The 22,676-nt window shown below is 42.6% G+C and carries 16 protein-coding genes and 1 pseudogene; 10 read left to right on the forward strand and 7 right to left on the reverse strand.

What is annotated here, in order from left to right; genetic code table 11:
- Positions 1 to 22: 22 nt before the first annotated feature.
- Positions 23 to 523: a hypothetical protein gene (locus tag AC0IYG_RS22365; protein WP_471713300.1), complete on the forward strand. Its 501-nt coding sequence runs from the start codon at positions 23 to 25 to the stop codon at positions 521 to 523.
- Positions 524 to 602: 79 nt separating this feature from the next.
- On the opposite strand, the gene AC0IYG_RS22370 is transcribed toward AC0IYG_RS22365, so the two are convergent.
- Complete coding sequence (locus AC0IYG_RS22370) at positions 603 to 1,268, reverse strand: hypothetical protein (protein ID WP_471713301.1); 666 nt, start codon at positions 1,266 to 1,268, stop codon at positions 603 to 605.
- A 102-nt stretch (positions 1,269 to 1,370) separates the two neighbouring features.
- Here AC0IYG_RS22370 and AC0IYG_RS22375 point away from each other — a divergent pair, with 102 nt between their 5' ends.
- Complete coding sequence (locus AC0IYG_RS22375; protein ID WP_471713302.1) at positions 1,371 to 2,828, forward strand: NADH-quinone oxidoreductase subunit N; 1,458 nt, start codon at positions 1,371 to 1,373, stop codon at positions 2,826 to 2,828.
- Here the strand turns inward: AC0IYG_RS22375 and AC0IYG_RS22380 are convergent, their stop codons facing one another.
- The 3 genes from AC0IYG_RS22380 to AC0IYG_RS22390 form a co-directional block, all read right to left on the reverse strand.
- The gene (locus AC0IYG_RS22380) at positions 2,829 to 3,692 is read right to left on the reverse strand and encodes a TraB/GumN family protein (RefSeq protein WP_471713303.1); all 864 of its coding nucleotides are present in this window, start codon (positions 3,690 to 3,692) and stop codon (positions 2,829 to 2,831) included.
- 21 nt (positions 3,693 to 3,713) lie between these two features.
- The gene (locus tag AC0IYG_RS22385; RefSeq protein WP_471713304.1) at positions 3,714 to 5,306 is read right to left on the reverse strand and encodes a M28 family peptidase; all 1,593 of its coding nucleotides are present in this window, start codon (positions 5,304 to 5,306) and stop codon (positions 3,714 to 3,716) included.
- A gap of 194 nt (positions 5,307 to 5,500) precedes the next feature.
- On the reverse strand, positions 5,501 to 6,304 hold the full coding sequence (locus tag AC0IYG_RS22390; RefSeq protein WP_471713305.1) for a hypothetical protein: 804 nt from the start codon (positions 6,302 to 6,304) through the stop codon (positions 5,501 to 5,503).
- Positions 6,305 to 6,565: 261 nt separating this feature from the next.
- On the opposite strand from AC0IYG_RS22390, the gene AC0IYG_RS22395 reads away from it, so the two are divergent.
- Together AC0IYG_RS22395 and AC0IYG_RS22400 are read left to right on the forward strand one after the other, a co-directional pair.
- A complete protein-coding gene (locus AC0IYG_RS22395) occupies positions 6,566 to 8,107 on the forward strand; it encodes a tail fiber domain-containing protein (RefSeq protein WP_471713306.1) in 1,542 nt (513 codons plus the stop codon).
- 13 nt (positions 8,108 to 8,120) lie between these two features.
- Complete coding sequence (locus AC0IYG_RS22400; RefSeq protein ID WP_471713307.1) at positions 8,121 to 8,813, forward strand: T9SS type A sorting domain-containing protein; 693 nt, start codon at positions 8,121 to 8,123, stop codon at positions 8,811 to 8,813.
- Between the two features lie 64 nt (positions 8,814 to 8,877).
- On the opposite strand, the gene AC0IYG_RS22405 is transcribed toward AC0IYG_RS22400, so the two are convergent.
- The 3 genes and pseudogenes from AC0IYG_RS22405 to AC0IYG_RS22415 all read right to left on the reverse strand — a co-directional run.
- On the reverse strand, positions 8,878 to 9,264 hold the full coding sequence (locus AC0IYG_RS22405) for a hypothetical protein (protein WP_471713308.1): 387 nt from the start codon (positions 9,262 to 9,264) through the stop codon (positions 8,878 to 8,880).
- Positions 9,265 to 9,286: 22 nt separating this feature from the next.
- The gene (locus tag AC0IYG_RS22410; RefSeq protein WP_471713310.1) at positions 9,287 to 12,262 is read right to left on the reverse strand and encodes a histidine kinase; all 2,976 of its coding nucleotides are present in this window, start codon (positions 12,260 to 12,262) and stop codon (positions 9,287 to 9,289) included.
- A gap of 431 nt (positions 12,263 to 12,693) precedes the next feature.
- Positions 12,694 to 12,840: pseudogene (locus AC0IYG_RS22415) on the reverse strand (two-component regulator propeller domain-containing protein); the annotation flags it as partial.
- A gap of 565 nt (positions 12,841 to 13,405) precedes the next feature.
- Between AC0IYG_RS22415 and AC0IYG_RS22420 the strand changes: the two are divergent.
- From AC0IYG_RS22420 to AC0IYG_RS22445, 6 genes are all read left to right on the forward strand, one after another.
- On the forward strand, positions 13,406 to 16,111 hold the full coding sequence (locus AC0IYG_RS22420) for a hypothetical protein (RefSeq protein ID WP_471713311.1): 2,706 nt from the start codon (positions 13,406 to 13,408) through the stop codon (positions 16,109 to 16,111).
- 2 nt (positions 16,112 to 16,113) lie between these two features.
- Complete coding sequence (locus AC0IYG_RS22425; RefSeq protein ID WP_471713312.1) at positions 16,114 to 17,184, forward strand: T9SS type A sorting domain-containing protein; 1,071 nt, start codon at positions 16,114 to 16,116, stop codon at positions 17,182 to 17,184.
- 99 nt (positions 17,185 to 17,283) lie between these two features.
- On the forward strand, positions 17,284 to 17,670 hold the full coding sequence (locus AC0IYG_RS22430; protein WP_471713313.1) for a hypothetical protein: 387 nt from the start codon (positions 17,284 to 17,286) through the stop codon (positions 17,668 to 17,670).
- Positions 17,671 to 17,992: 322 nt separating this feature from the next.
- Positions 17,993 to 19,807 (forward strand): translational GTPase TypA, encoded by a 1,815-nt coding sequence (gene typA / locus AC0IYG_RS22435; protein ID WP_471713314.1) that lies wholly within the window; start codon positions 17,993 to 17,995, stop codon positions 19,805 to 19,807.
- A 291-nt stretch (positions 19,808 to 20,098) separates the two neighbouring features.
- Entirely contained in the window at positions 20,099 to 21,373 is a 1,275-nt protein-coding gene (locus AC0IYG_RS22440; protein WP_471713315.1) for a Glu/Leu/Phe/Val family dehydrogenase, read from the forward strand.
- Between the two features lie 200 nt (positions 21,374 to 21,573).
- Positions 21,574 to 22,665 carry a sensor histidine kinase gene (locus tag AC0IYG_RS22445; protein WP_471713316.1) on the forward strand — a complete coding sequence of 364 codons (1,092 nt, stop codon included), beginning with the start codon at positions 21,574 to 21,576 and terminating at the stop codon, positions 22,663 to 22,665.
- Positions 22,666 to 22,676 lie beyond the last annotated feature (11 nt).

The raw sequence follows: 22,676 nt of genomic DNA on the forward strand, positions 1-22,676 counted from the left end.
GTCACTCACTCATTCCTCCTTCATGAAACGGACTCTTTTTGTACTGACATTAATTCTTTTACTTAGTCAACAGAAACTCAGAGCGCAGGCTTCTGTGGGATATTATCCATGGAGCAGCCTGCTGACGATCAGCACGAATTCAAAAAAAGCGATTTGGCTGGATGCAAGGTTTCAGACGAATTCACTTTTCAGCAGTTTAAGCGTGGATTTGCTGCCGATGATCAATCTGAAAAGAGGTGAAGTTGTGCAATGGTATCTGGGCGGCGGGTTGCGATTAAACCCACTTTACCGCATTGCAGACGCAGATGCAGATTTGATCACGATTGATGGTTACTCGGTTAATGTTGGCGTCCGTATTTCGCCTTTACCAAAAAACAGGCGTTTCCAGGTCGCATTAGAGCTTAATCCATATGTTAAAGACGATTTCGAGAGCGGCGTTCTGAAAAGTCACTTTGGTCTGGTTTATATTTTTGGAAAAAGAAAACAACAAGAACCGGTCGTAGAGCCAGTGAGTAATCCTTAACACGATAATTTGTTCAAAATAAAAAAGCGCTCAAATCAGCCAATGCTGCGTTTGAGCGCTTTTTCTTTGTCTTATTCTCTTAATTTCCGCCTCTGCCCGCTTTGTAGGAATCGTATTCTTCCAAAAGCGTCCGAAGATCATCATCACCGGCAAAATCCAGTTGCGATTCTCTGATGATGTAATTCATCTTATTTTTCTCATCAGTCAGCAATTTCAAGAAGCTATTTCTATTACTAAGTTGAACGGGATTAAGATTATCATTTTTTAGAATAAAAAGCTTCGCACTCGGCTCCATGGTGCGCGTTGCGCTTGCCTTTTCAACCTTTATCGGTGCAACGTATTTCTTCAAAAGTTTGGTGTTGCCGTCATAAAGCACTCTGTAAAAACTTTTGTCCGTTTGCTCGCCAACCGCTGGAAAACCGTTTTTGAAGATGTACAGATCCGTTCCCGTCGGGATCGTAAACTCCTTAACGCCAGACGAAACCCTGTATAAGCCGGAATCGGCCATATATTCCACTTCGTCTTTTTTTAGATCATATCGGATCTTGACGCCGTCATGCACAATGTCATCATTGGTCCGAACTGTGCCCATATACCACTCTTGAAACAGATATGGCGAGCTTTCTCCGTCGGCGCTTGCCGTCTCCTTATATGGCGTTCCTGCTAATCCGGTTGAATCCTGCGCAATCAATACATTACTCCAAAGAAAGAAAGAGAGCAAAAAAAATCTTAGTACATATTTCATGATTAAGTTGGTTAATTTGATAAGTTCGAAGTCTGATAATGCGAGAATTTAGATTGCTGGCATCTTTCTGTACTTTTGCCAAAAAAATTGTACCCGCTCAAATTGGATATTAACGAACAGCTTATACATATACGCAGCAGCCTTGCAGGAATCACTCCTGAGATTTTCCTGGCCCTGCTCTTTTGCTTTTTCCTGTTTGCGGAACTTGTTTTTTTGCGCTGGCTTAAAAAAGACAAAATAGCCTCCTACTTACAAAATATAGCGCTGGGAGGCAGCATTATAACACTTTTATTGATTCTCGGCCAATGGAATGCTGAGCCCGCTTTCCGTTTCCAGCCTCTTCTTTTTCTCGATCGGCAGGCTGTTTTTTTCAAAATCATGATTACGCTCGCCTGGATTTTCACCTTAATCCACGTCCGCGTCTTGAAATATAACTTTCCTCCCGAATTTAATGCGCTGCTCATTGCTGCCGTTGCAGGGATGAATCTGCTGACAATGTCGACACATTTGCTGACAATTTACCTTTCCCTTGAACTCATTTCCATAAGCTCTTATTTGCTCGTAGCGATTTCTCCTAATAAAAAGGCAGCAGAAGGCGGGATTAAATATTTGCTTTTCGGCGCAGCAAGCTCAGCAGTAATGCTTTACGGAATTTCGCTCATTTATGGTTTAACGGGAACAATGGACATTACCAGCGAAGCCATGACCGTGGGGCTGATGAATAATTCGCCGCTCGTGATAACGGTGACCATTGTACTTACGCTTGCCGGATTACTTTTCAAGCTCTCGCTTGTTCCATTTCACGTCTGGACGCCAGATGTTTATGAGGCTGCTCCTACCCCGCTTGTTTCGTTTTTATCTGTTGCACCCAAGGCTGCTGTCGTGCTTGTGCTTATGCGGCTTGCAGGCATTTTGCCCCCGCAGTATTTCCCTGTTTTGGGAGGAATAGCATTGATAAGTATGACCATTGGCAATGTTGCCGCATTGTTGCAGACCAATGCAAGGCGGTTATTGGCTTATTCGTCCATCGCGCAAGCAGGTTATCTGCTGGTTGGCATTGCGGCTTACAGCCGGTTTGGGTTTGAATCCGCAGTCTTTTACACGGCTGCTTATCTGATTATTAATCTCGCTGTGTTTTTCCTGATTGATCTTTTACAGCCTGTTTCAAATACAAATTTGACTTGTTTCGAAGGGTTAGGGCGCCGCAATATGTGGATTTCCAGCATTCTGACGATTGTAATGATTGCATTAGCCGGTTTGCCGCCTACGGCAGGTTTTACTTCCAAATTGCTCGTATTTTCTGCTCTTTGGGAAAGTTATCACCAACAAGCATTTCCGTGGATGCTTTGGCTGCTCATTGGTGGGATCCTTAATGCTGCGATATCGCTGGCTTATTATTTGAGACTTCCTTACTTGTTGTTTTTCAAGGCATTAAACCAGAAAACCGCATCTTCCAATCAGAGTTTAACAGGAAAGGTCATTGCTGGGCTGCTGGTTATGACAATCCTTTTGTTATTTTTCAATCCGGCATTGATTACAAAATGGATTGCTGCTTTCTGATCAGAGAATCGCACGGACTTTAAATCCATCTTTCCGCAACAGTGAAATTACGCCCAGATCTCCGCCAAGGTGCCCGGCTCCAACGGCAAAAAAGGTCGGTTTTTCAGCTGCGATTTTCTTAATGCGCGGCACCCATTTTTTGTTTCTTGCAAAAAGCATCACCTCTTCATTCCCCTCCATCCCGTAATCGCTCTGCATCATTAATGTATATAAATCGTTCACTTTCTGCAATTTATATAAAGCAATGAGATTCGAAAACTCTTTGCGGGCCTTTGGAAGGCTGTCGATCATTGTCATGATCATTTTCAACTGATCTTTGTAAGGGATCGTATCAAAAATCGCCATTTGTTCATCCAAAGTCTCAATGCCGATCACCTCGGATTTTTGACTGGCTGCCAGCTGCACCAGCGCCATTTCGTATGATTGCGGCTGACAAGAAAGGACCGCATTGAACAGCGGTCCCATCAAAATAAAAGGTTTTGCTCTCTCAAACATGGCCAGGCCCATGCCAACAGAATCTTTGTAAAATTTACTCAGCCGCGCGTAATCTTGCTCGTTTAAAAGCTTTTTCAACTCACTGCCATCCGACATATTCATTGACTTCATCATTCCGGCCATCATGTTCGGATCGTCCATGTCGAGTTCCAAAGCAACTTGTTGCGTCCGCGCCAATGTTGCTTTCAACGAATCGCTTAGCGAAAAGTCGGATGGACAGATTAAATGGATAGTTCCGAATAAATAGGAAGGCTTCGCCTGACCAGGAGAGGTTACTTCCCACAGTAAAGTGTTTTCCGTGGGAGCCTGAGCGCTGCTATTAAGCGCCGAAATACCCAGTATAATGATGCTCAATAACAGTTTTTTCATGGCCTTCGCTGCTTTACTTTGTTACTGCTTATTGCTGTCCACCTTAATGCGATCTTCGCGATTCACCAATTCCCAAGCCGTGTGAAAAACGAGTTTTACGATTGGAGCCTGCTTTTCAAACATGATTTTTTCAACATCGTCGCCAGGCCGGTGATAATCCTCATGAACACCGGTAAAATAGAAGATCACCGGAACGCCCATTTTGGCAAAATTGTAATGGTCCGAGCGATAATAGAAACGGTTTGGGTCTTTTGGATCATTGAATGTGTAATCCAGTTTATAATTGACATATTTCTTATTTGCCTCCTCGCTAATTTCATGCAGCTTGGATGAAAGCTTGTCTGAACCAATCAAATACACATATTTCGGATCATTGGCATGCGCCTGATCCACACGACCAATCATATCAATGTTCAGATCAGCGATCGTATTTTCGAGTGGAAACAACGGATTCTCAGAATAATATTCAGAACCAAAAAGTCCTTTTTCCTCGCCCGTAACATTCAAAAACAAAATGCTTCTTCTCGGACCTTTGCCTTCCGCTTTCGCTTTGCTGAATGCTTCTGCGAGTTCGAGTAGAGAAACGGTTCCGGAGCCATCGTCATCCGCACCATTGTTAATTTCACCATTATCGGAAATGCCGATGTGATCAATATGCGCGCTTATTACGAGCACTTCTTCCTTTTTGTCCGAACCTTCCAAAAATGCAGCGACGTTTTCTGTTTCAATTGTCTCACTAACGCGTTCTGCCTTCAAAGCCACATTCCCCGTCAAATGCTTCGCCGTTGGCTTACCCGACTTTTCAATTGCAGCCTTTTCTTTAAGCAGTTTGGAAGCCGAAGTATTCAAGATCTTCGCTGCTATTTCCGAAGAAACTGCAAATGCTGCAATGCTATTCGACGCTTCAACCACCGGTTTTAAAGTTGGTGCACTGAACCGTCGTGCCATCACAGCCCGCTGCCTGATCTCCTTATCCAGATCGTCACCAGTCTTTTCTGTAATAATAAAAACGTATTTAGCACCTCTGTCTATGGCAGTCCGCGCCTTCACTTGCCATGAAACCGGCCCGCTCCACTTGGTTTTTTCCGTTGTGCCATTTACAAGATATTTCCCATCGGCGCCCTTTGGCTCGCCCTCGAAAACGATTACCGACTTTCCTTTTATGTCAAGATTACTGTAATCGCTGTAATTCGGTTCGTCAATACCATAACCAGCCAATATCACGTCAGAGCTGGCTTCTTGGGGAACATTAAGCACTCCATTAAGGTAAAACTCTTTGTTAAATTCATATTGCTTGCCGTCAGCCTTCACATAAACCTCTCCCCAGCTCCTTTTATACAAATTATATTTTTGCAAAAAGCTTTTAGATCCGTCGGCGGCAGTTGCAGCGGGTTGCAAGCCATATTGTTGGTAATATTTGGAAACATATTCAGCAGCCTTCTTCTGACCAGGCGAGCCCGTATCCCGACCTTCCAAACTGTCGGATGCGATAATCACTAAATGCTTTTTAAGATCTTCGGGTGTAATGCTTTCGGCATATTTGGCTGCATCGTCCTGTGCAAAACTTAGCGTTGTAATTGACAGGAGCATGCCTGCGAGCAAATTTCTATTCATATCAATGCTTAATAATTCAAATTCCACAAAGAAACTAAACGCCAGCCCCATTGCAAAATTTCATTAAACCGAACAGCGCTCCGAATCTCAGCACATCACTTCTTAGACTCATTGGCACAACGAGACACAGACCACAAAAAAACCCCGAATTGATCCTGCTTACTTTTAAATAAGGCAAGGCAATCCGGGGACCATCACACACACACAATCTTTAAGTCGAAATCTAAAACGTCTCCGTAAACCACAGATCCGTTTGCTAATATGGCGTATGCCCTGTAATACTGTTCATAGTATGCTATACTTTCAGGGATGCTAATGTTAAATGATAGTTCACCCAATGCAGGTTCAGTGTTAAAAACAACTTTCTTATCAAAGCTCGTTACGTCTGGGATCTTATTGTAATTAACATCATTTTCTGATTTTCTAAAAGTCAGGAGCATACCATACTCTACGATATCCACCTCTCCTAAATCCTCAAATGAAAGAATATACTTAAAGTTCTGATTGCTGATCAAATCCAAAGCCAGTGTTTTTATTTTGGCTTCCTTTAGAGGCACAGGAGAAAATTGCATCACATCCCCGTAAGCGACAGAGTTTACACCATAAGTAACATAAGCCCTGTAATAGATTGTTTTGTAACCAACTAGTGGGGCCGCATCGACTTTTGACTTTTCGCCCACGGCAATCGGCATTGGAAATACCACTTTGTTATCTGCAATGGTTGGCATTTTCGTGAAGGGAGCATTGCTATCAAACTCCGCTGAATAAACAACTCCAAAACCTGTAATCTGGATATTACCTAGGCTTTCAACATTCAGCTTATATCTGTACTGATTTAGTGCCTGGTTCTCGATAGATAGTGCCACCGTTTTAACCTTGGGTGCTTCCACAGGAGTTTCAGGCTCCGGCTCCTCCGGTACATAATGATCCTGACAAGAAAAGGCGAAGAGAAAAAGAGCGGTGAGCATTCCAGCAAACTGGAGAGAAATCCGTTTCATAAGTTGTGACTGATTGAATGTTGTTCTGAGTTGCAATAATAAATGACTGCTGCATCTTCATTGATACATGCCGCACATCCAATGAACTAACGGCCTTAGTTCAATTATTTATCGGTCACTTAAATGATTAATTCCGCTGCTTTCCCGTCGCAATGATTCCCGAATAGCGTAAATCCGACAATTCAATCGCTCATAATCTTTGTAAATAGTGCTAAACACCGAATAATAATCCATAACATCCTGAGAATAATTGGATTCGCATTGAAGCTCCTAGAAGTAGTTACTTTCCTAAAAAAGTACTCACCAGCTTTATTCCTTCAAATGAAACATTCCCTCATTCTCTCTCTGTTGCTCTTATGCGCTAATACATTATTCGCGCAAGCTCCTCAAAAATTTAGTTTCCAAGGCGTAGCGCGAGATGCCGCTGGGAAAATCGTCTCGAAAAAAGACATTGCCATTCGCGCTACAATTCACCAGGGAAGTGCTAACGGCCAAACTGCTTATAGTGAAACGCATGCGCTTCAAACTGATGCCAATGGGATATTTAATTTAGCCATAGGAACCGGATTTGTAAACACTGGATATTTCGAGACCATTCAATGGGGCTCATCTGAGTATTTTATGCAAATTGAACTCAAGCATGACGGCTTGAACTTCATTGACTTAGGTTCTACACAATTACTAAGCATTCCCTACGCGCTTCATGCGAAAGAATCTAATGGCTGGGTGAATGATATGCCAATTGTGCAGACGGGAAAAGATTTTGGCCCAGCCTTGCCTCATATACAATCTATGGGTCCTAGATTGATCTGGCATCCAAGCTTATCTGTATTCAGAGCAGGCGGAATCTTTGACGACTCGTGGGATCAGCAGAACATGGGCTATGCATCCTTTGCGACCGGCGAGTCCACTTTGGCTAAGGGCCAATGGAGTGCGGCTTTCGGAAATAAATCGAAGGCAATTGGGCATGCATCCTTCGCTGTCGGAACTAGTGTGCAAGCACTTGGAAATAGCTCATTTGTATCAGGAATAAACGTCATAGCTCATGCCGACGGTGCCTTTGCTAGCGGACTTTTCAATGATAACCCATCTAGTTTCTCAGTTGATGAACAACGAATCTTTGAAGTCGGCAATGGTGTATCTGATCAAAACAGGTCTAATGCTTTAACAATACTTAAAAATGGAAATATTGGTATCGGCAGAAAAGTAACAGTTCCCGAGTTCACTATGGATGTCGGGCATCGGATGAGAATTCGACACAACTATAATGAAACTGCCGGAATTTACTTTGACAATTCAACCAAATCTTCTGCTGGCTTTGTCGGCATGGTCGATGACAATCAGATTGGTTTTTATCTTGATGGCTGGAAATTTTATGTGCATAGCAACGGAAACGCTCACCTAACGGGATCATTAACGCAAAATTCCGATCGCCGACTTAAACGAAATTTCACTTCTTTATCAGAAAGTCTAAGCAAGCTGAGTGCGCTTCAGGGTTACAATTACTTTTGGAAAGACACTTTGAAAGATCAAACAATCCAGACTGGTCTCATTGCACAGGAGGTGGAAACACTTTTTCCTGAACTTGTCCAGACTGATGACAAAGGCTTTAAATCAGTTAACTACATTGGCCTTGTCCCGCATTTGATTGAAGCTGTAAAAGAATTGCAACAAGCCAATGATGTTTTAAAATCGCAGAATCAAAAGATGCAGATTGAAACGGGAAAAACGAATGATGCGATCAAATCGCTGGAAGCAAAGCTTGATCAGTTGCAACAAAAGCTAAACCCGGAATCAAATTAATATGGACATGAAAATGAGATTATTCGTCCTGTTATTTGCGCTTCCTGTTGGGTTTGCAATAGCTCAGAAAATATCACCCTCAGGTGTATACGCAGCCTCAAATACCAGTGCAGCCGGCGGAGCAAGTGTGGCTTGGGTTCTGGGCAATTTGCATGGATCAACGCAATTATCTGTATTACCTGTTACATTAATCAGCTTTACCGCTAAACTGACCGCAGCGGGAGACGCTGAGTTGCAATGGAAAACAGCCCAGGAAACCGATAATGCTGGCTTCGAAATCCAAAAGTCAGTTGATGCGAAAACATTTATGTCTGTGGGCTGGATAGACGGCGTTGCAAATTCTTCTTCGACAAACATTTATCGTTTTGTCGACTCAAATTTGCAAACAACAAGTTATTACAGGCTCAAACAGATCGACTTTGACGGTAAGTTTACGATGAGTCGCATTGTGCAAGTAATCCCCGAAAAAGAAAGCACAAACTATTTCCTTGCATATCCAAACCCGGTCACGGATGGCGTCGTCAAAGTTAGGATTCCTGAAAAGGCAACCTCATTAACCATAACTGATCAATCCGGAAGGCTTATCCTCAAACAACAAAATCCGACAGGTGAGCAGACCATACCACTTTCTTACGGCGGAGCATTCTTATTTAGGGTAGAAACCTCAGGAGGTTCAAGGACATTAAAAGTCAGTAACTTACGCTAAATTTTACGTGGTAATTCTGCCATTGCTGGGATCAGGCAATGGCAGAGAACCTTACCCTAGGATTCTAACAAGCACAATTTCTTCTAGGTTTGTCGGGAAGATACCTTACTAAAACTTTCCGTCCCGGTTTAACATAATTATCAGCTTCAAGCTTAGGTATATCCACGTCAGCAACGAAATTTCTTTTAGACAATGGTTCTACCTGAACACGCACTGTGATAAAGTCATTTTTCCGCCGACCAAGAACAGGCATGAGAATTAATACTCTGGCTTCTGATTCAACTCCAAACTTATGAATCTTTAAAATTCTATTGGATTTGTACATGTCATACAGATAAGACCATAGATAATAGGCTAATACGATGGCAAGTGCTGCAACACCAACCATTATAGCTGCGTGTGTGTAAGGATTTGCTGCGCGAAAACTGATTAATAATATTGTACAGATCATAAATTAGGTAGGTTATAAATTACTATTTTAATAAGGTGGAGAGCTCGACCACGACGAGCGTTCCGGCAGCGTCTCCATTTCGGTCTTCTTTGTCAATAAAATTTACATGTGCATGATATCCCTGCCTCCGAAGGACATTGAGGCGTTCTTCTGAAATCGGCAGGCCCATCGATTTGTGAGGCCGGCTTCTGCTTTGAGAATTTTTTATCTCAAATGATCTTTGTCTTCCGACACCATTGTCATCGATTCTGCATTGAAAAATATCCTCATCGACTTTTTTGAATTCAACCAAAAGCCTCCGTTCTCGTCTCGAATGCATTAATCCATGCCAAATCGCATTTTCAACATAAGGCTGTATCAACATAGATGGAATCAAAATTTCCTCATCTTCCAGGTCATCATCCGTTATAATTTCGTAAGAAAAGCTTTTCTCGAATCGCATTTCTTCCAACTTGAGATAGAGTTCCAGCACGTCCCGCTCCTCTTCCATGGTTACCAGTTTCTTTCCTGAATTGTTTAAAACCGTCCGGAACAGTTTGGAAAAAAGATTAAGATATTTACTCGCCTCAACGAATTTCTCGGTTACAATACACTCCTGAATGGCATTTAAGCAGTTAAAAACAAAATGCGGATTCATTTGCGCCCGTAACGCCATCAACTGACTTTCGGCAAGTATTTTGTTGATTTCCAATAATTCAAATTCTTTTTCACGCGTGGCCGCCCTTGCAATCGCTTCCGCGATTTTCCCGGCGCTTATTGTAGAAATGATGGTCAGTGCCCGAAGGTGTTCTTCCTTGAAATGATCTTTTTCCGGATGTTCCGTGTCCACAACCCCGATAACCTTTCCATCATGCAGAATTGGAACGGAAAGCTCAGAAAAACGCCTCACCTCATCTACAACATATCTCGGATCCTGTGACGTATCTGCCAACAAAATAGGTTTTCCACTTACAGCCACGGCCCCGACAATGCCCATTCCCAACGGAATTTCTACTGGATTGAAGATTTCCGGTCCTCTTGGATTCCTGGTTCCGGAAGCAGCTTTGAGCTGTAAAACATTTGTCTTTTCATTTAACAGATACACCACACAATCCTCAAATTGCAGCAGTGAAATGCAGCTGCGTGCGATATCACAGCATATTTCATCAACCGTATTTTCACCGTAAGTTGAATTGGCAAAATAGTCAATGCAACGTTCCGCCTGCACTTGTCTTCTGTGCTGTTGAAGCATTCGAAACAGAATTGCCACTAGGAAAAGCGCTAGTATTGAGGCACTTGAAACAAACCAATAAGTTTGCCACCAGGGTGGTTCAATGAAAAAATTCAGCTCGCCGGCCTGGTTCATCCACCTTCCATGCTCGTCCGTGCTTCTTACCTTAAATGTATATTTGCCCCAGGGCAGATTTTTATAAGAAGTCACCAATGACCGCCCTGCATTCATCCAGCCTTTGTCAAACCCTTCAAGAAAGTAACTGTACTGCAATGTTGGAACATCTCTGTGATCAAGAGAGGCAAATTGAAAGGTGAGATAATCTTCGTCTGTTGAGAGCCTTAAAGGTGAATTTTTCATGAAATCCTCCTTTTCGTTTCCAAATACTTTGACGGATGTGATATGCGGCGCCTTTCTGACTTTCAAAGCGGCAAACTTCGCCGGATCCAAAACTACCACATGATCAAGCATTGCAGCGTACACCTTCTTATTTGCTACGAATATGTCATTCCAATAATCCTGAAGGTTTTGCCCAAGATCTATTTCAACTTTTGTCAGCGCTTTTGAAACTGGATTAAAGAATAATAGTCCTTCAATACCTGACACCCAAATGTTATTAAGGTGGTCGATGGCTATATTACTTAGATTGTCGTAAGGAAGCCCGTTGCTAGTATTTAAGCTGTCGATAAGATGATAACTTTTATCAAACTTCAAAACTCCTTTACCCCAGACGACCATCCACAAATTTTTATCCTTGTCCTCGACCATTTGATTCGCAAAAAATCCTCTGGATTCGCCCAACCGAATCTCAGAAAAGGTTTGCTTCTGTGCATCAAATTCTAGTAAGCCATGTCCGTTTACAGCAAACAAAATATTCCCATTGCGTTTTAACAGAAAGCTTTGAATATTATTAAATTGAAATGTGCCGTGCTTTTTATCTTTTCCATCGAAGCGGTCAATCAAATCTGTGGATGGATCATAACGGTACAATGCATCATTCAGGATTTGGAACCAAATTTTTCCTGCCGAATCGACAAAAATTAAGTTGGCTACTTTCTTTCTAAAGTTATAAGGGCCATTTGTAAATGCTTCGAGCTCCTTTTTGCCATTTTTCAGAAAAAGGATTCCGTCTAATCCGGCGAACCACCATTTATCATTGGATTTCACTGCCATGAAAAACTTATTTTTCAGGATATCCGGACCCATTGTGGCAACATAGCGCTGAGATGTCCTATCCTTCATATTATACTTCACAACGCCATCCTCTTTGGAAGCCATTACTGTATCGCCATCTACAACAATAGAATTGGAATGCGCAAAACCTGTGTGAAGAAAATATTTATAGCTCGGCAACTGATGAATTGCCTGAACAGGTGCATTTGCCTGCACTTTGCTAATGCCATTTAAAGTACCAAGCCATACATTACCTTCCTTGTCCTCGATGGCGGACCAGAAAAATCCATATCCTATTGAATACTTTCGGTCTTGGCTATATGGAACTTTTCGAATAGGCTCCCCAGGTTCTTTAAGATAAGCGGCGAATGCCCAGGTAGAGATCCAAACTCTGTCTTTCTTATCAACAAATAGATAATTGCACCCCTCAAAAATTTTCTCCCCGTCAAGTTTTTGATGGGCTGTAACCTGGTTGGTATTGTGATCCCAAAAATTCAATGACTTAGTCGTATTACAGCCATACCATACATTGCTTTGTTTATCGACTGCAATTGAGAATATATTGGTGTCATCGAAAATCGAGATTTTATTCGGGTTATTAGACTTATGGTACACGGCCTTTTTAAGACAATCAATAAAATAGAGTTTCTTCCCCCCATCCAAAAGCCACCTCTCCCAGAGTCCCAAGCGAGTGTTGATAGATTATATTCTACGTCTCGCAAAACTTTCGTTTCTGGAATCTCTTCTTCGAGTTGGACAAGTTTTCCTCTTACATATATATATATACCCAGTCTGGTAGTAAACCATAGACGAGATTGCCCGTCCACATGTATATTATATATGTCCTCATTTTTAAAAAGTGCAAAACGCTGATCGCTCCTGAAAGCGCCCGTTCTCCGGTTAAAAACTTTAACGCCATTTCTAGTCCCGACTACAAGCTCAATGGAATCCAGCGGCTGGATTGCTGTAACGTAAAGGTCCTTCGAACCGGCTTCGGCATATTGCCTTACAATAGCTCCGTCGAAGCGATTCAATCCTTTAATAGTCCCAATCCACAAAAAACCATCATTGTCTTTATAAAAACATCGTATGACTTTACTGCTTAAACCGTCACTTACGCGCAGGTTTTGAAAGATAAATTGGCCACTGGCCCAATAAGGAAATAGACAAATCAGTATACAAAGTCGATACATCGCCGCATTTGAAAAATGAATAAAACTGAATTTCTGCCTTTTTGCGGGAAGGCCGTAAACTAGTTATTAAACGGCGGGCGCGAATTGATTAAAGGAAAAATCACCCGAAAAAGTAGCTAAGAAAGTGTCACTTTATCGAAATATTTAGGAATATAAGCATCACTTATATTCTAGTAAATACTCCTAAGCAGATACAGTAATTCTACAAAGTGCACTATAAAGCTAAAATTACTAAGCATTAATAGTCAAGCAATTATCGCTTAAAATACCGTTAGTTCACTCCCACCGTCCCTTTAATCAATGCTTTGGGAGGATGTCAAAGATTGCCGCCAATTTCAAGCATTGATTCGACAGCAGGGTCAGTTTTTATTTCTCATCACTTAATCATCACTCCATTATGAAAACACTTACATAAACAAAAGATCACCCGCTCGCAGCGGATGTTCAAGTAACAAAGCAGCGGCCAGCAGCATAACAAGCCTAACATTTCCCTCTCTTAAAAAATAATGTATGACCAATCCGATTTTTCCCAGGCTACAAACCTGACACACTAAACAGTACGATTATGAGAAAAATAATTTTTTACACACTAGCATTTTTACTGATAAGCCTTAAAAGTCTTATAGCTCAAAATGCCTCGACAGCAGGTGTTATACCAGGTAAGTTTCCGCCAACGTTATGGTTTAACTATTCGGATTATGAACCAGGGCACACCTCTAATATTACCCATGAATCTGGACAAACGGGAGGCATGGGTGTTGATAGGCCATGGAGTCCTGTCTTGAAACCCACACCATCTGGAAACAGCACATTTCTCACAATATTTAATCAGAGTAAGTTTCTTAATAATACTCCTCACAAAAGTGCAGCTGCGGCAATCATCAAAAATCTGATCCCCGGCAGAAAATATTGGTTGGAATATCATATGCTTTCAGCTGCAATGCAATATCAGCATTCCGACATTCCAGTTTCAGATTTTGGCACAAGCGGAACACTTACATTCTCTAATGGTGCCAGCGGCACGCAGACAATACCTTTTGATCCGCTACCGCCACTTGACAATGTTGGCTCCTGGGTGCCTGGATTTATTGAGTTTACTGCATCTGCTACCCAAGCAACCTTGGTTTTTACAGGAACAGGCAACGACATAAACGGTGGATATATGGCCCTTGATATTGCTGCCAATGGCATATCGCTTGCATGTAATGCAAAAGGAACACCGCAGGTTTCACTATCATCAACTACACTCACAGCGGATTGCGACGGTACCGTAGATCTTAAAAATTCATATAGCGGATCGCCACCGCCAGGCACTGTGGTCGCTTGGTATTACACACCAAATCATGTCAAAAATACGGTTGTTACTGACCCTTCGCATGCTACACCTGGCACCTACTATGCGTTCTACTTTGACAATTCAAGTAACCAGTGCTTTAACACTGACAACTCCGTCGCGAAAGTGGTCGTTTTGCCATCTCCTTCCAAAGCTGGCACTCAACAGGTGAAACTGATTGATGACTATTTAAATCTATCATCATGCACAAACACTTCGACTGTCAATTTAAATAGCTTGCTAGCGAATCCCACACCGGCAGGTCTACAAGTACGCTGGTTTAATAATCCTAATCATACAGGTAATCATTACTCGTTCGTGTCGCAGATCGACAAACCTGGCACTTATTATGTGTTTTATTATGATGGCAGTGCCAATTGCTACAACACTAATAACTCAACTTCCAAGGTAGCCGTTTCTGAGCAAGTCGTTCTTCGCAAGAATAATGCTTCAAATCAATGTCCAGACAAGATTGTAAACTTAAATAGCGAATATGACAGCCCAGTTCCATCAGGATCGAAGTTAGTCTGGTATACTAACCCAACGCATCATGGCTTAGCGGTTTCAGATCCTACAAAAGTCACAACAGGAAATTACTATGCATTTTTCTATAATGCGGCTAGCAATTGCTTTAACACTGATTTGTCTTTTGCGGTTGTCGAAGTTAGTATATTCCTTCCGTGCCCGTGCAATGCTGGAACAACCCAAGTCGCACTTAAGGCAAGTTCATATACCGTTAATTGTCCAGCAACGATGGACCTTGCAACCAGTATTTCAACAGTTCCCCCTCTTAACACTTCTATACAATGGTTTTTAGATGCAGCACATACAACGCCTGTACCAAATCCAGCGGCAGTTGGGATCGGCACTTACTACGCTTTCATTTATGATGCTGTTAACAAATGTTACAATACTGATAATTCTACAGCTCAAGTTACCATTACCGGAGCTCCATGCTGTAATGCAGGAAGTGAACAGGTTTCTCTTAATCGAACGAACATAGCAAATAAGTGTCCTAGCCAAACTGCTGATTTGACCGGCTTGATTATTTCCAATAAGCCACAAGGATCTTCAGTAGTATGGTTTACAGACGCCTCTCACACAAATGCAGTCCCCGATCCGTCAAAAGTTGTAGCTGGAAACTATTATGCATTTTTTAAAGATAATGTCTCGGGATGCTTCAATACAGATTTATCAACCGCAAAAGTAGTCGCATCTATCATTATTTGCGAAACCAAAGTATCACTCAATCTTAAAGTCTTCCTACAAGGTGCAACGACACAAAGTGGTGGTGAAGCATTCATGCGAAACGATCTGCAAGTGTATCCAACCGGTCCTTCCACTTTCGGGCTGCTTCCTTCACAAGATCCCTATGGCAGCGGCGCAGTCTATCCGGAAATCAAGAGTACTTTCTTAAAAGTAGGTAATGTAGTCGATTGGGTAAAAGTCGAAATACGCAGTATGCAAAATCCATCAATCGTTCTCGAATCAAAGAGTCTCTTGCTACGCGTTGACGGAACAGTTCTAGATGTGGATGGAATGGCTCCAAAGTTCAATCCGCAATTTGGAGGTGTTCGAATAGCCGTCAAACATAGGAATCACATGGCTGTCGTTGGGCTGGGTTTGCCTTTCTTCAATGCTGGTTCGGTTAGTTATGACTTTACTAAGGATCTATCCAAAGCTTACAATGTTGACGCTCCGCCTCAGATGGTTTTAACTAACGGAGTTTGGTGTATGATCAGCGGGGATATCGATGCAAGCCTGAATGTCGACAGTATTGACCTGACAACCTTTAATCCTGCTTATAACAATGGCGCTCCTGATATGTACACTAGTCAGGATCTTAATCTAGATGGTGTCGTCGACAGTCTTGACATTTTTTACCTCAACAATCCATTTAATCAAGGATCTTTTTCAACTATTTTAAATCTAAACTAATTATGAAGCAATTTTTAAAACTCATTTTAGCAGTAACACTATTACTAATATTAAATCCCGGCGTAAAGGGGCAGAATATCATCCTGGATTTCACAAATAGACAGTTAAGTGCAGATGGTCTTTCATGGACATTCGACGTTGAGGCAAAGGGCGACGCTAATTATTTAGCTCCGAATGGTAACAACTGGCAGGGCTTTAATATTCGTCTTGACCTGGCATTACCTGCTGGCGTAACCGTTCTTAACGGCTCAGGTAGCGGAAACCCTACTTTTACAACTGGCCTTGTTGGTGTCCAAACAATTGTTCCTGGATCACCTCCTATGGGACAAACAGAAGTCGGATTCACTCTGGCTAGAACTGACCAAACTGATCTGAACACAACAGATTTTGTAAAATTGGCGACTTATACAGTGAATTTTTCAGGACCTGTCCTACAAGGCAATCCAGCAACTCCAAGACCTCAAGCAATTGTCTCAGGAAGTTTTTGGGCTAATCTAGCAGCACCGATAAGGAGACCATTTACGATGGCATTAGAATTTGCTTTGCCCGTGAAATTGACCTCCTTCAACGCGGCCAAAGAAGGCAACGCAATCAACTTAGCCTGGTCCACGACTGAGGAAACAAACAGTGATCGGTTTGATGTGCAGCGCAGTGGGGACGGGAAGGAATGGTCAACAATCCAGACGGTTGCAGCAAAAGGAGAAAGTAAAGTTCAGGTTGATTACGTGGCGGTTGATAACGATCCTTTGAATGGTGACAACCTCTATCGCTTGCATATGATTGATAAAGATGGCACCAGCGCTTATAGCCGTATTCGGACTGTAAAATTTGAAGGGGTTGCTACTTATCTGTATCCCAATCCAGTGACAGACGAATTGACAATTAAGGCAGCCGATTGGACCAAAGTTTCAAAGGTTCAGATTGTGGGCTCGAACGGGAATGAAGTTTACAAATCCGCTGGAAAGCCATCGCCGAAAGTGAATGTGAAAAATATGCCGGGTGGTGTTTATCTGGTTCAGCTCACAAATACAAACGGGACGCAGAGCACTTACAAGATTGTCGTCAACAAGTAATTGCAACATTCGTTCGCCCGGCCAGACTCATCTGTGTTAAGTTTACTTGATGGTCTGGCCTCATTAAAGCCACTTTTAGTCACACTAGAATTCTAAAATATGTTGAAGCGAACCCTGACTTATGCTTTCGTGCTTTTCGCTATTTTTTCATGCGATGAAAAGGATAAAGAAAAACCTTGTGTTGCGCCGGACTTTGAAAAGAATATCATCGGGTCGTGGACGGCAAGTTTGGAATCCAGTCCAATGCAATTCGATGAGGTCGCATTCCTGGATAACGGAACATTTACAGAAAACGGCGGTTTGCTCTTCGGTAAGCAGAATGAACCAAAAATTACCTGGACGGCAGATAATGATTCGCTTCAAGTCGCAAGCAAATTTTCAAATAACACGACAGCCATATACGCCTTCTCCGCATTAGAAAATGCCTGCGACTCAATTGTGCTTGACGTCGAGGGAATAGATAAGGTGTTCCTTAAAAGAAAGTAGTTTCCATCTTTCATTAAAGTGTGTATAGTTCGGAAAGGAGGCGCTAAGATTAGCGTCTCCTTTTTTGTTTTTACGCCAATATGCCGGAAAATCATAATAGCAACCATCCAATAAATAAAATAACATTTTGCACTTCTCTCAGTACAAACCGCCTTTTTCAGCTGGTAACAATAAATTAATTGTAAAATACTGTCATTCAGCGAAAAAAGTCCGTACATTTGCACCCTATTTGACAAAATATCAGTCAAACTAAAAGCAAAACGGTTAACTACCGGTTTTAAGCCGCCGAAAGGAAAACCGTAAACAATTGATCTATAAAACAATGCAAGCCATTCGTAACATCGCAATCATTGCGCACGTTGACCACGGTAAAACTACATTGGTTGACAAAATCATTCACGCTTCAAAGTTATTTCGCGATAACCAGGAGTTTGATGACCTAATCCTTGATAATAATGATCTTGAAAGGGAGCGTGGAATCACCATCACTTCTAAGAACGTATCGGTGCGTTACAAAGATGTAAAAATCAATGTAATTGATACACCAGGTCACGCAGACTTTGGTGGTGAAGTGGAACGCGTACTTAAAATGGCGGATGGCGTTTTGTTGCTTGTTGATGCATTCGAAGGCCCAATGCCACAAACACGTTTCGTACTAGGCAAGGCAATCGGCCTTGGCTTGAAACCGATCGTGGTTGTTAATAAAGTTGATAAAGAGAACTGCCGCCCGGAAGAAGTTCAGGAAAACGTATTTGACCTGATGTTTAACCTGGGTGCAACAGAAGACCAGCTTGATTTCGTAACTGTTTACGGTTCGTCGAAACAAGGATGGATGGGGCCGGACTGGCAAAAACCAACGGACAACATTACGTTCCTGCTTGATACGATTATCGAGTCGATTCCTGCTCCTGTCATTGATGAGGGAAATGCACAAATGCAGATCACTTCTCTTGACTACAATGCTTTCGTTGGTCGTATCGCAATCGGTCGTGTGAAACGCGGGACTTTGAAAGAAGGCGCAAACATGATGCTTTGCAAAGCGGACGGCGTTTTCAAAAAAGTAAAAATCAAAGAATTACAGATATTTGAAGGCCTTGGCCGTGTGAAAGTGGCGGAAGTTTCTGCTGGTGATATTTGCGCTGTAACTGGTATCGACGATTTTGAAATCGGTGATACGCTTGCTGATGCTGAAAATCCTGAGCCACTTCCACGTATTGCGGTGGATGAGCCTACAATGAACATGCTTTTCACGATCAACAACTCTCCTTTCTTTGGTAAAGAAGGCAAGTTTGTAACATCACGCCACCTTCGTGACCGTTTGATGAAAGAAACTGAAAAGAACCTTGCACTTCGCGTAGAAGCAACAGATACAGAAGATAAATTCCTTGTTTTTGGACGCGGTATCCTTCACTTGTCTGTATTGATCGAAACAATGCGCCGCGAAGGTTATGAATTGCAACTTGGTCAGCCACAGGTTCTTTTCAAAGAAAATGAAAAAGGTGAGCGCCTGGAACCGATCGAAACATTGGTTGTTGACGTGCCTGAATCAACTGCTGGAAAAGTGATCGAATTGGCAACACAGCGTAAAGGTGAGTTGCTGATCATGGAACCGAAAGGAGATTTGCAACACCTTGAATTCGAGATTCCTTCAAGAGGTTTGATTGGATTGCGTTCAAATGTATTGACTGCAACACAAGGTGAAGCCGTAATGACACACCGTTTTAAAGAATTCGGCACATTCCGTGGACCAATTCCAGGACGTATCAGCGGTTCAATCATTTCAAAAAACACTGGACCTGCAACAGGTTATACTATTGACAAATTGCAGGATCGCGGTCGTTTCTTCGTTGAGCCAGGTGATGAAATCTACGGTGGCCAAGTAATTGGAGAACACAATCGTCCGAACGACATCGTTGTTAACTTGCAGGAAGCTAAGAAATTGACGAACATGCGTGCATCCGGAACAGACGACGGCTTGCGCATTGCTCCGAAAATCAATTTCTCATTGGAAGAATCAATGGAATACATTCAGAAAGATGAATATCTTGAAGTGACACCGCAAAGCATGCGTATGCGCAAGATTTATCTGGAAGAAAACGATCGCAAGCGCAACTCCGGTAAGATGGAAATGGCGTAAGCTAAGATTAGCAATATTTGAAAGGAGGCATAACTTATGCCTCCTTTTTTTGTTTTTTGTGATTTCAGGTTTTGCCCAAATGCTTCCAGGAAATTTGGAGGATAAGCTGATTGCTTCGGCATAATTTTAAGCTTACTACAACTCCTGAAACATTCTATGTCGGAGGCGTTTTTATACTATTTCAAGAAATATTGGTTTTTTATTTTTATAAAATTTAATCAACTATGTTTGTAAGAGAAATGAGAAAATATTCATTAACTTACTTAATATCAATACTTTAAATATTTAGAAATGTCATATATAGAACCGGCGCCAATCAAGGACAAAGAAAATCCGTTGGAGTCCATGATGCAGCGATTTGACAAAGCAGTTGACCTCCTCGGCATATCAGAGGAAATGTATCACATCCTGAAAGTCCCTAGAAAGCAAGTTATTGTAGGTCTGCCAGTTACGATGGATTCTGGTGAGATTAAGACATTCGAAGGTTACCGCGTTATCCACTCCACGATCCTGGGACCGAGCAAAGGCGGCATTCGGTTTGATCCGGATGTAAATCTGGACGAAGTGCGGGCGCTTGCTGCGTGGATGACCTGGAAATGCGCCGTGGTGGACATTCCTTATGGCGGGGCAAAAGGTGGCGTTGCCTGCAACCCACGCGAAATGTCTGCAGGTGAAATTGAGCGGTTAATGCGTGCTTATACAACAGCGTTGCTCGATGTTTTTGGCCCGGATCAGGACATTCCAGCGCCGGATATGGGAACAGGCCCACGCGAAATGGCCTGGCTGATGGATGAATATTCGAAATCCAAAGGCATGACCGTTCCAGCTGTGGTTACCGGCAAACCGTTGGTTTTGGGCGGCTCACTGGGCAGGACGGAAGCGACTGGTCGCGGTGTAATGGTTTCGGCGCTTGCCGGGATGGAAAAATTGCGCATTAATCCTTATCGCGCAACAGCTGTGGTTCAGGGATTTGGAAATGTTGGCTCGCATGCCGCATTGCTGCTTCGTGAAAGAGGCGTCTCCATCCATGCGATCAGTGACATTTCTGGTGCTTATTATAATGACAAAGGCATTGACGTGGCTGCTGCGGTGGCTTACAGAGACGCCAACAAAGGCTCATTGGAAGGTTTTTCGGGTGCCGAATTGATTCCGGGAGACGATTTGCTGACTTTGCCTGTGGATGTGCTGGTGCCTGCCGCTAAGGAGGACGTTATTACACGGAAGAATGTTGCGGGAATCCAAGCCAAAATGATCGTGGAAGGCGCCAACGGACCGACTTCTTTCAAAGCCGACGACATTATCAATGAAAAAGGAATAATGGTTGTGCCGGATATTCTTGCCAATGCTGGCGGCGTGACGGTTTCCTATTTTGAATGGGTCCAAAACCGCATTGGTTACAAATGGACGCTGGAACGCATCAACCGCCGGACGGACCGGATCATGAAAGATTCTTTCGATAAGGTTTACGAAACATCATTGAAATATAAGGTTTCGTTGCGGATTGCGGCATACATTGTGGCCATTGACAAAGTGTCAAGCACATACAAATTCCGGGGAGGATTTTAACTTCCCATTCCGGATGACAGGCAGCTTTCAGACGAAGGCTGCTTTTTTTGTGCCCTTACTGGCCGTCCATTGTTAACCATGGGTTATTAAAACAAATGCCTACACAGCAGATAAGGTAATCTTGAAAACAGAATGTTAACTTTAAGGCTCGAATCAGATGGCTGACAGCCGATTGCCGACAGCCTTACCTATATTAAATCATGTCACTGAGCCCGCGTTTTATTGCCTTCATACTGGCGTTCCTGATCTCACTCATTACAACTTCCTTTCTTGCATTTGTAGAAGGCGTATCGAGGGGAATGCTCTTTGTTTCCGCCATTTCAGCGTTTATTTCTTCATTTTTCCTGGTCATGTACGCCGTTGACATCCTGGTTTTTCGGGAGGTTAACAAAATGTACAGGACGATCCACAAGCTCAAAATGAAGGATTTTAATCTTGCGCCACGTAAAAAGCTCATTACAGAATCAAATCCGCTGAAAACGATCAACGACGAGATTTTTGTTTATGTTACCAAAAAACAAAAGGAAATTGATGAACTGAAAAAACTCGAATTGTTTCGCCGCGAATTTTTGGCAGACGTTTCCCATGAGTTCAAAACGCCCATTTTTGCCGCGCAGGGCTTCATACATACGCTTCTTGACGGTGCGATGGAAGATGAGAATGTAAGGGAACGCTTCTTAGTTAAAGCGGCTAAAAATCTCGACAGTCTCGACGTGCTTGTGAAAGATCTGCTTGTTTTATCCCAAATGGAAACGGGGGACATTAAGATGAATATTGCACCGCTGGACATGCGGCTGCTGGTTTTAAATATATTTAGCAGGCTGGAAAACATTGCGAACGACAGAAATGTATCGCTGAAAGTCAAACCCGATGACATGACCGAAGTGTGGGTGCTGGCAGATGCAGACCGCATGGAACAAGTAATGCTAAACCTGATCGAAAATGCCGTCAAATATGGAAATGAAGGTGGAAAAGTAATCGTGCATTTCAATGAAGGCAAAAAGTACATTGAAGTCGCGGTGCGCGATAACGGCCCGGGCATTCCCCATGAACATTTGAACCGTATCTTCGAAAGATTTTACCGCATTGATAAAAGCAGAAGCAAAGAAATAGGCGGCACAGGGCTTGGATTAGCGATTGTAAAACACATTCTGAACGGGCATGACACCAAAATTGCCGTCATGTCAAAACCGGAAAAGGGAACAACTTTCTCATTCAAACTGGAAAGGGCTTTCATCAATCCTATTGCAGAAAATGTCCCTGAAACTGCCCTCAAACAAATGAATCCTTAATATATTTTCTA

The organism is Dyadobacter sp. AC419, from assembly GCF_979253085.1.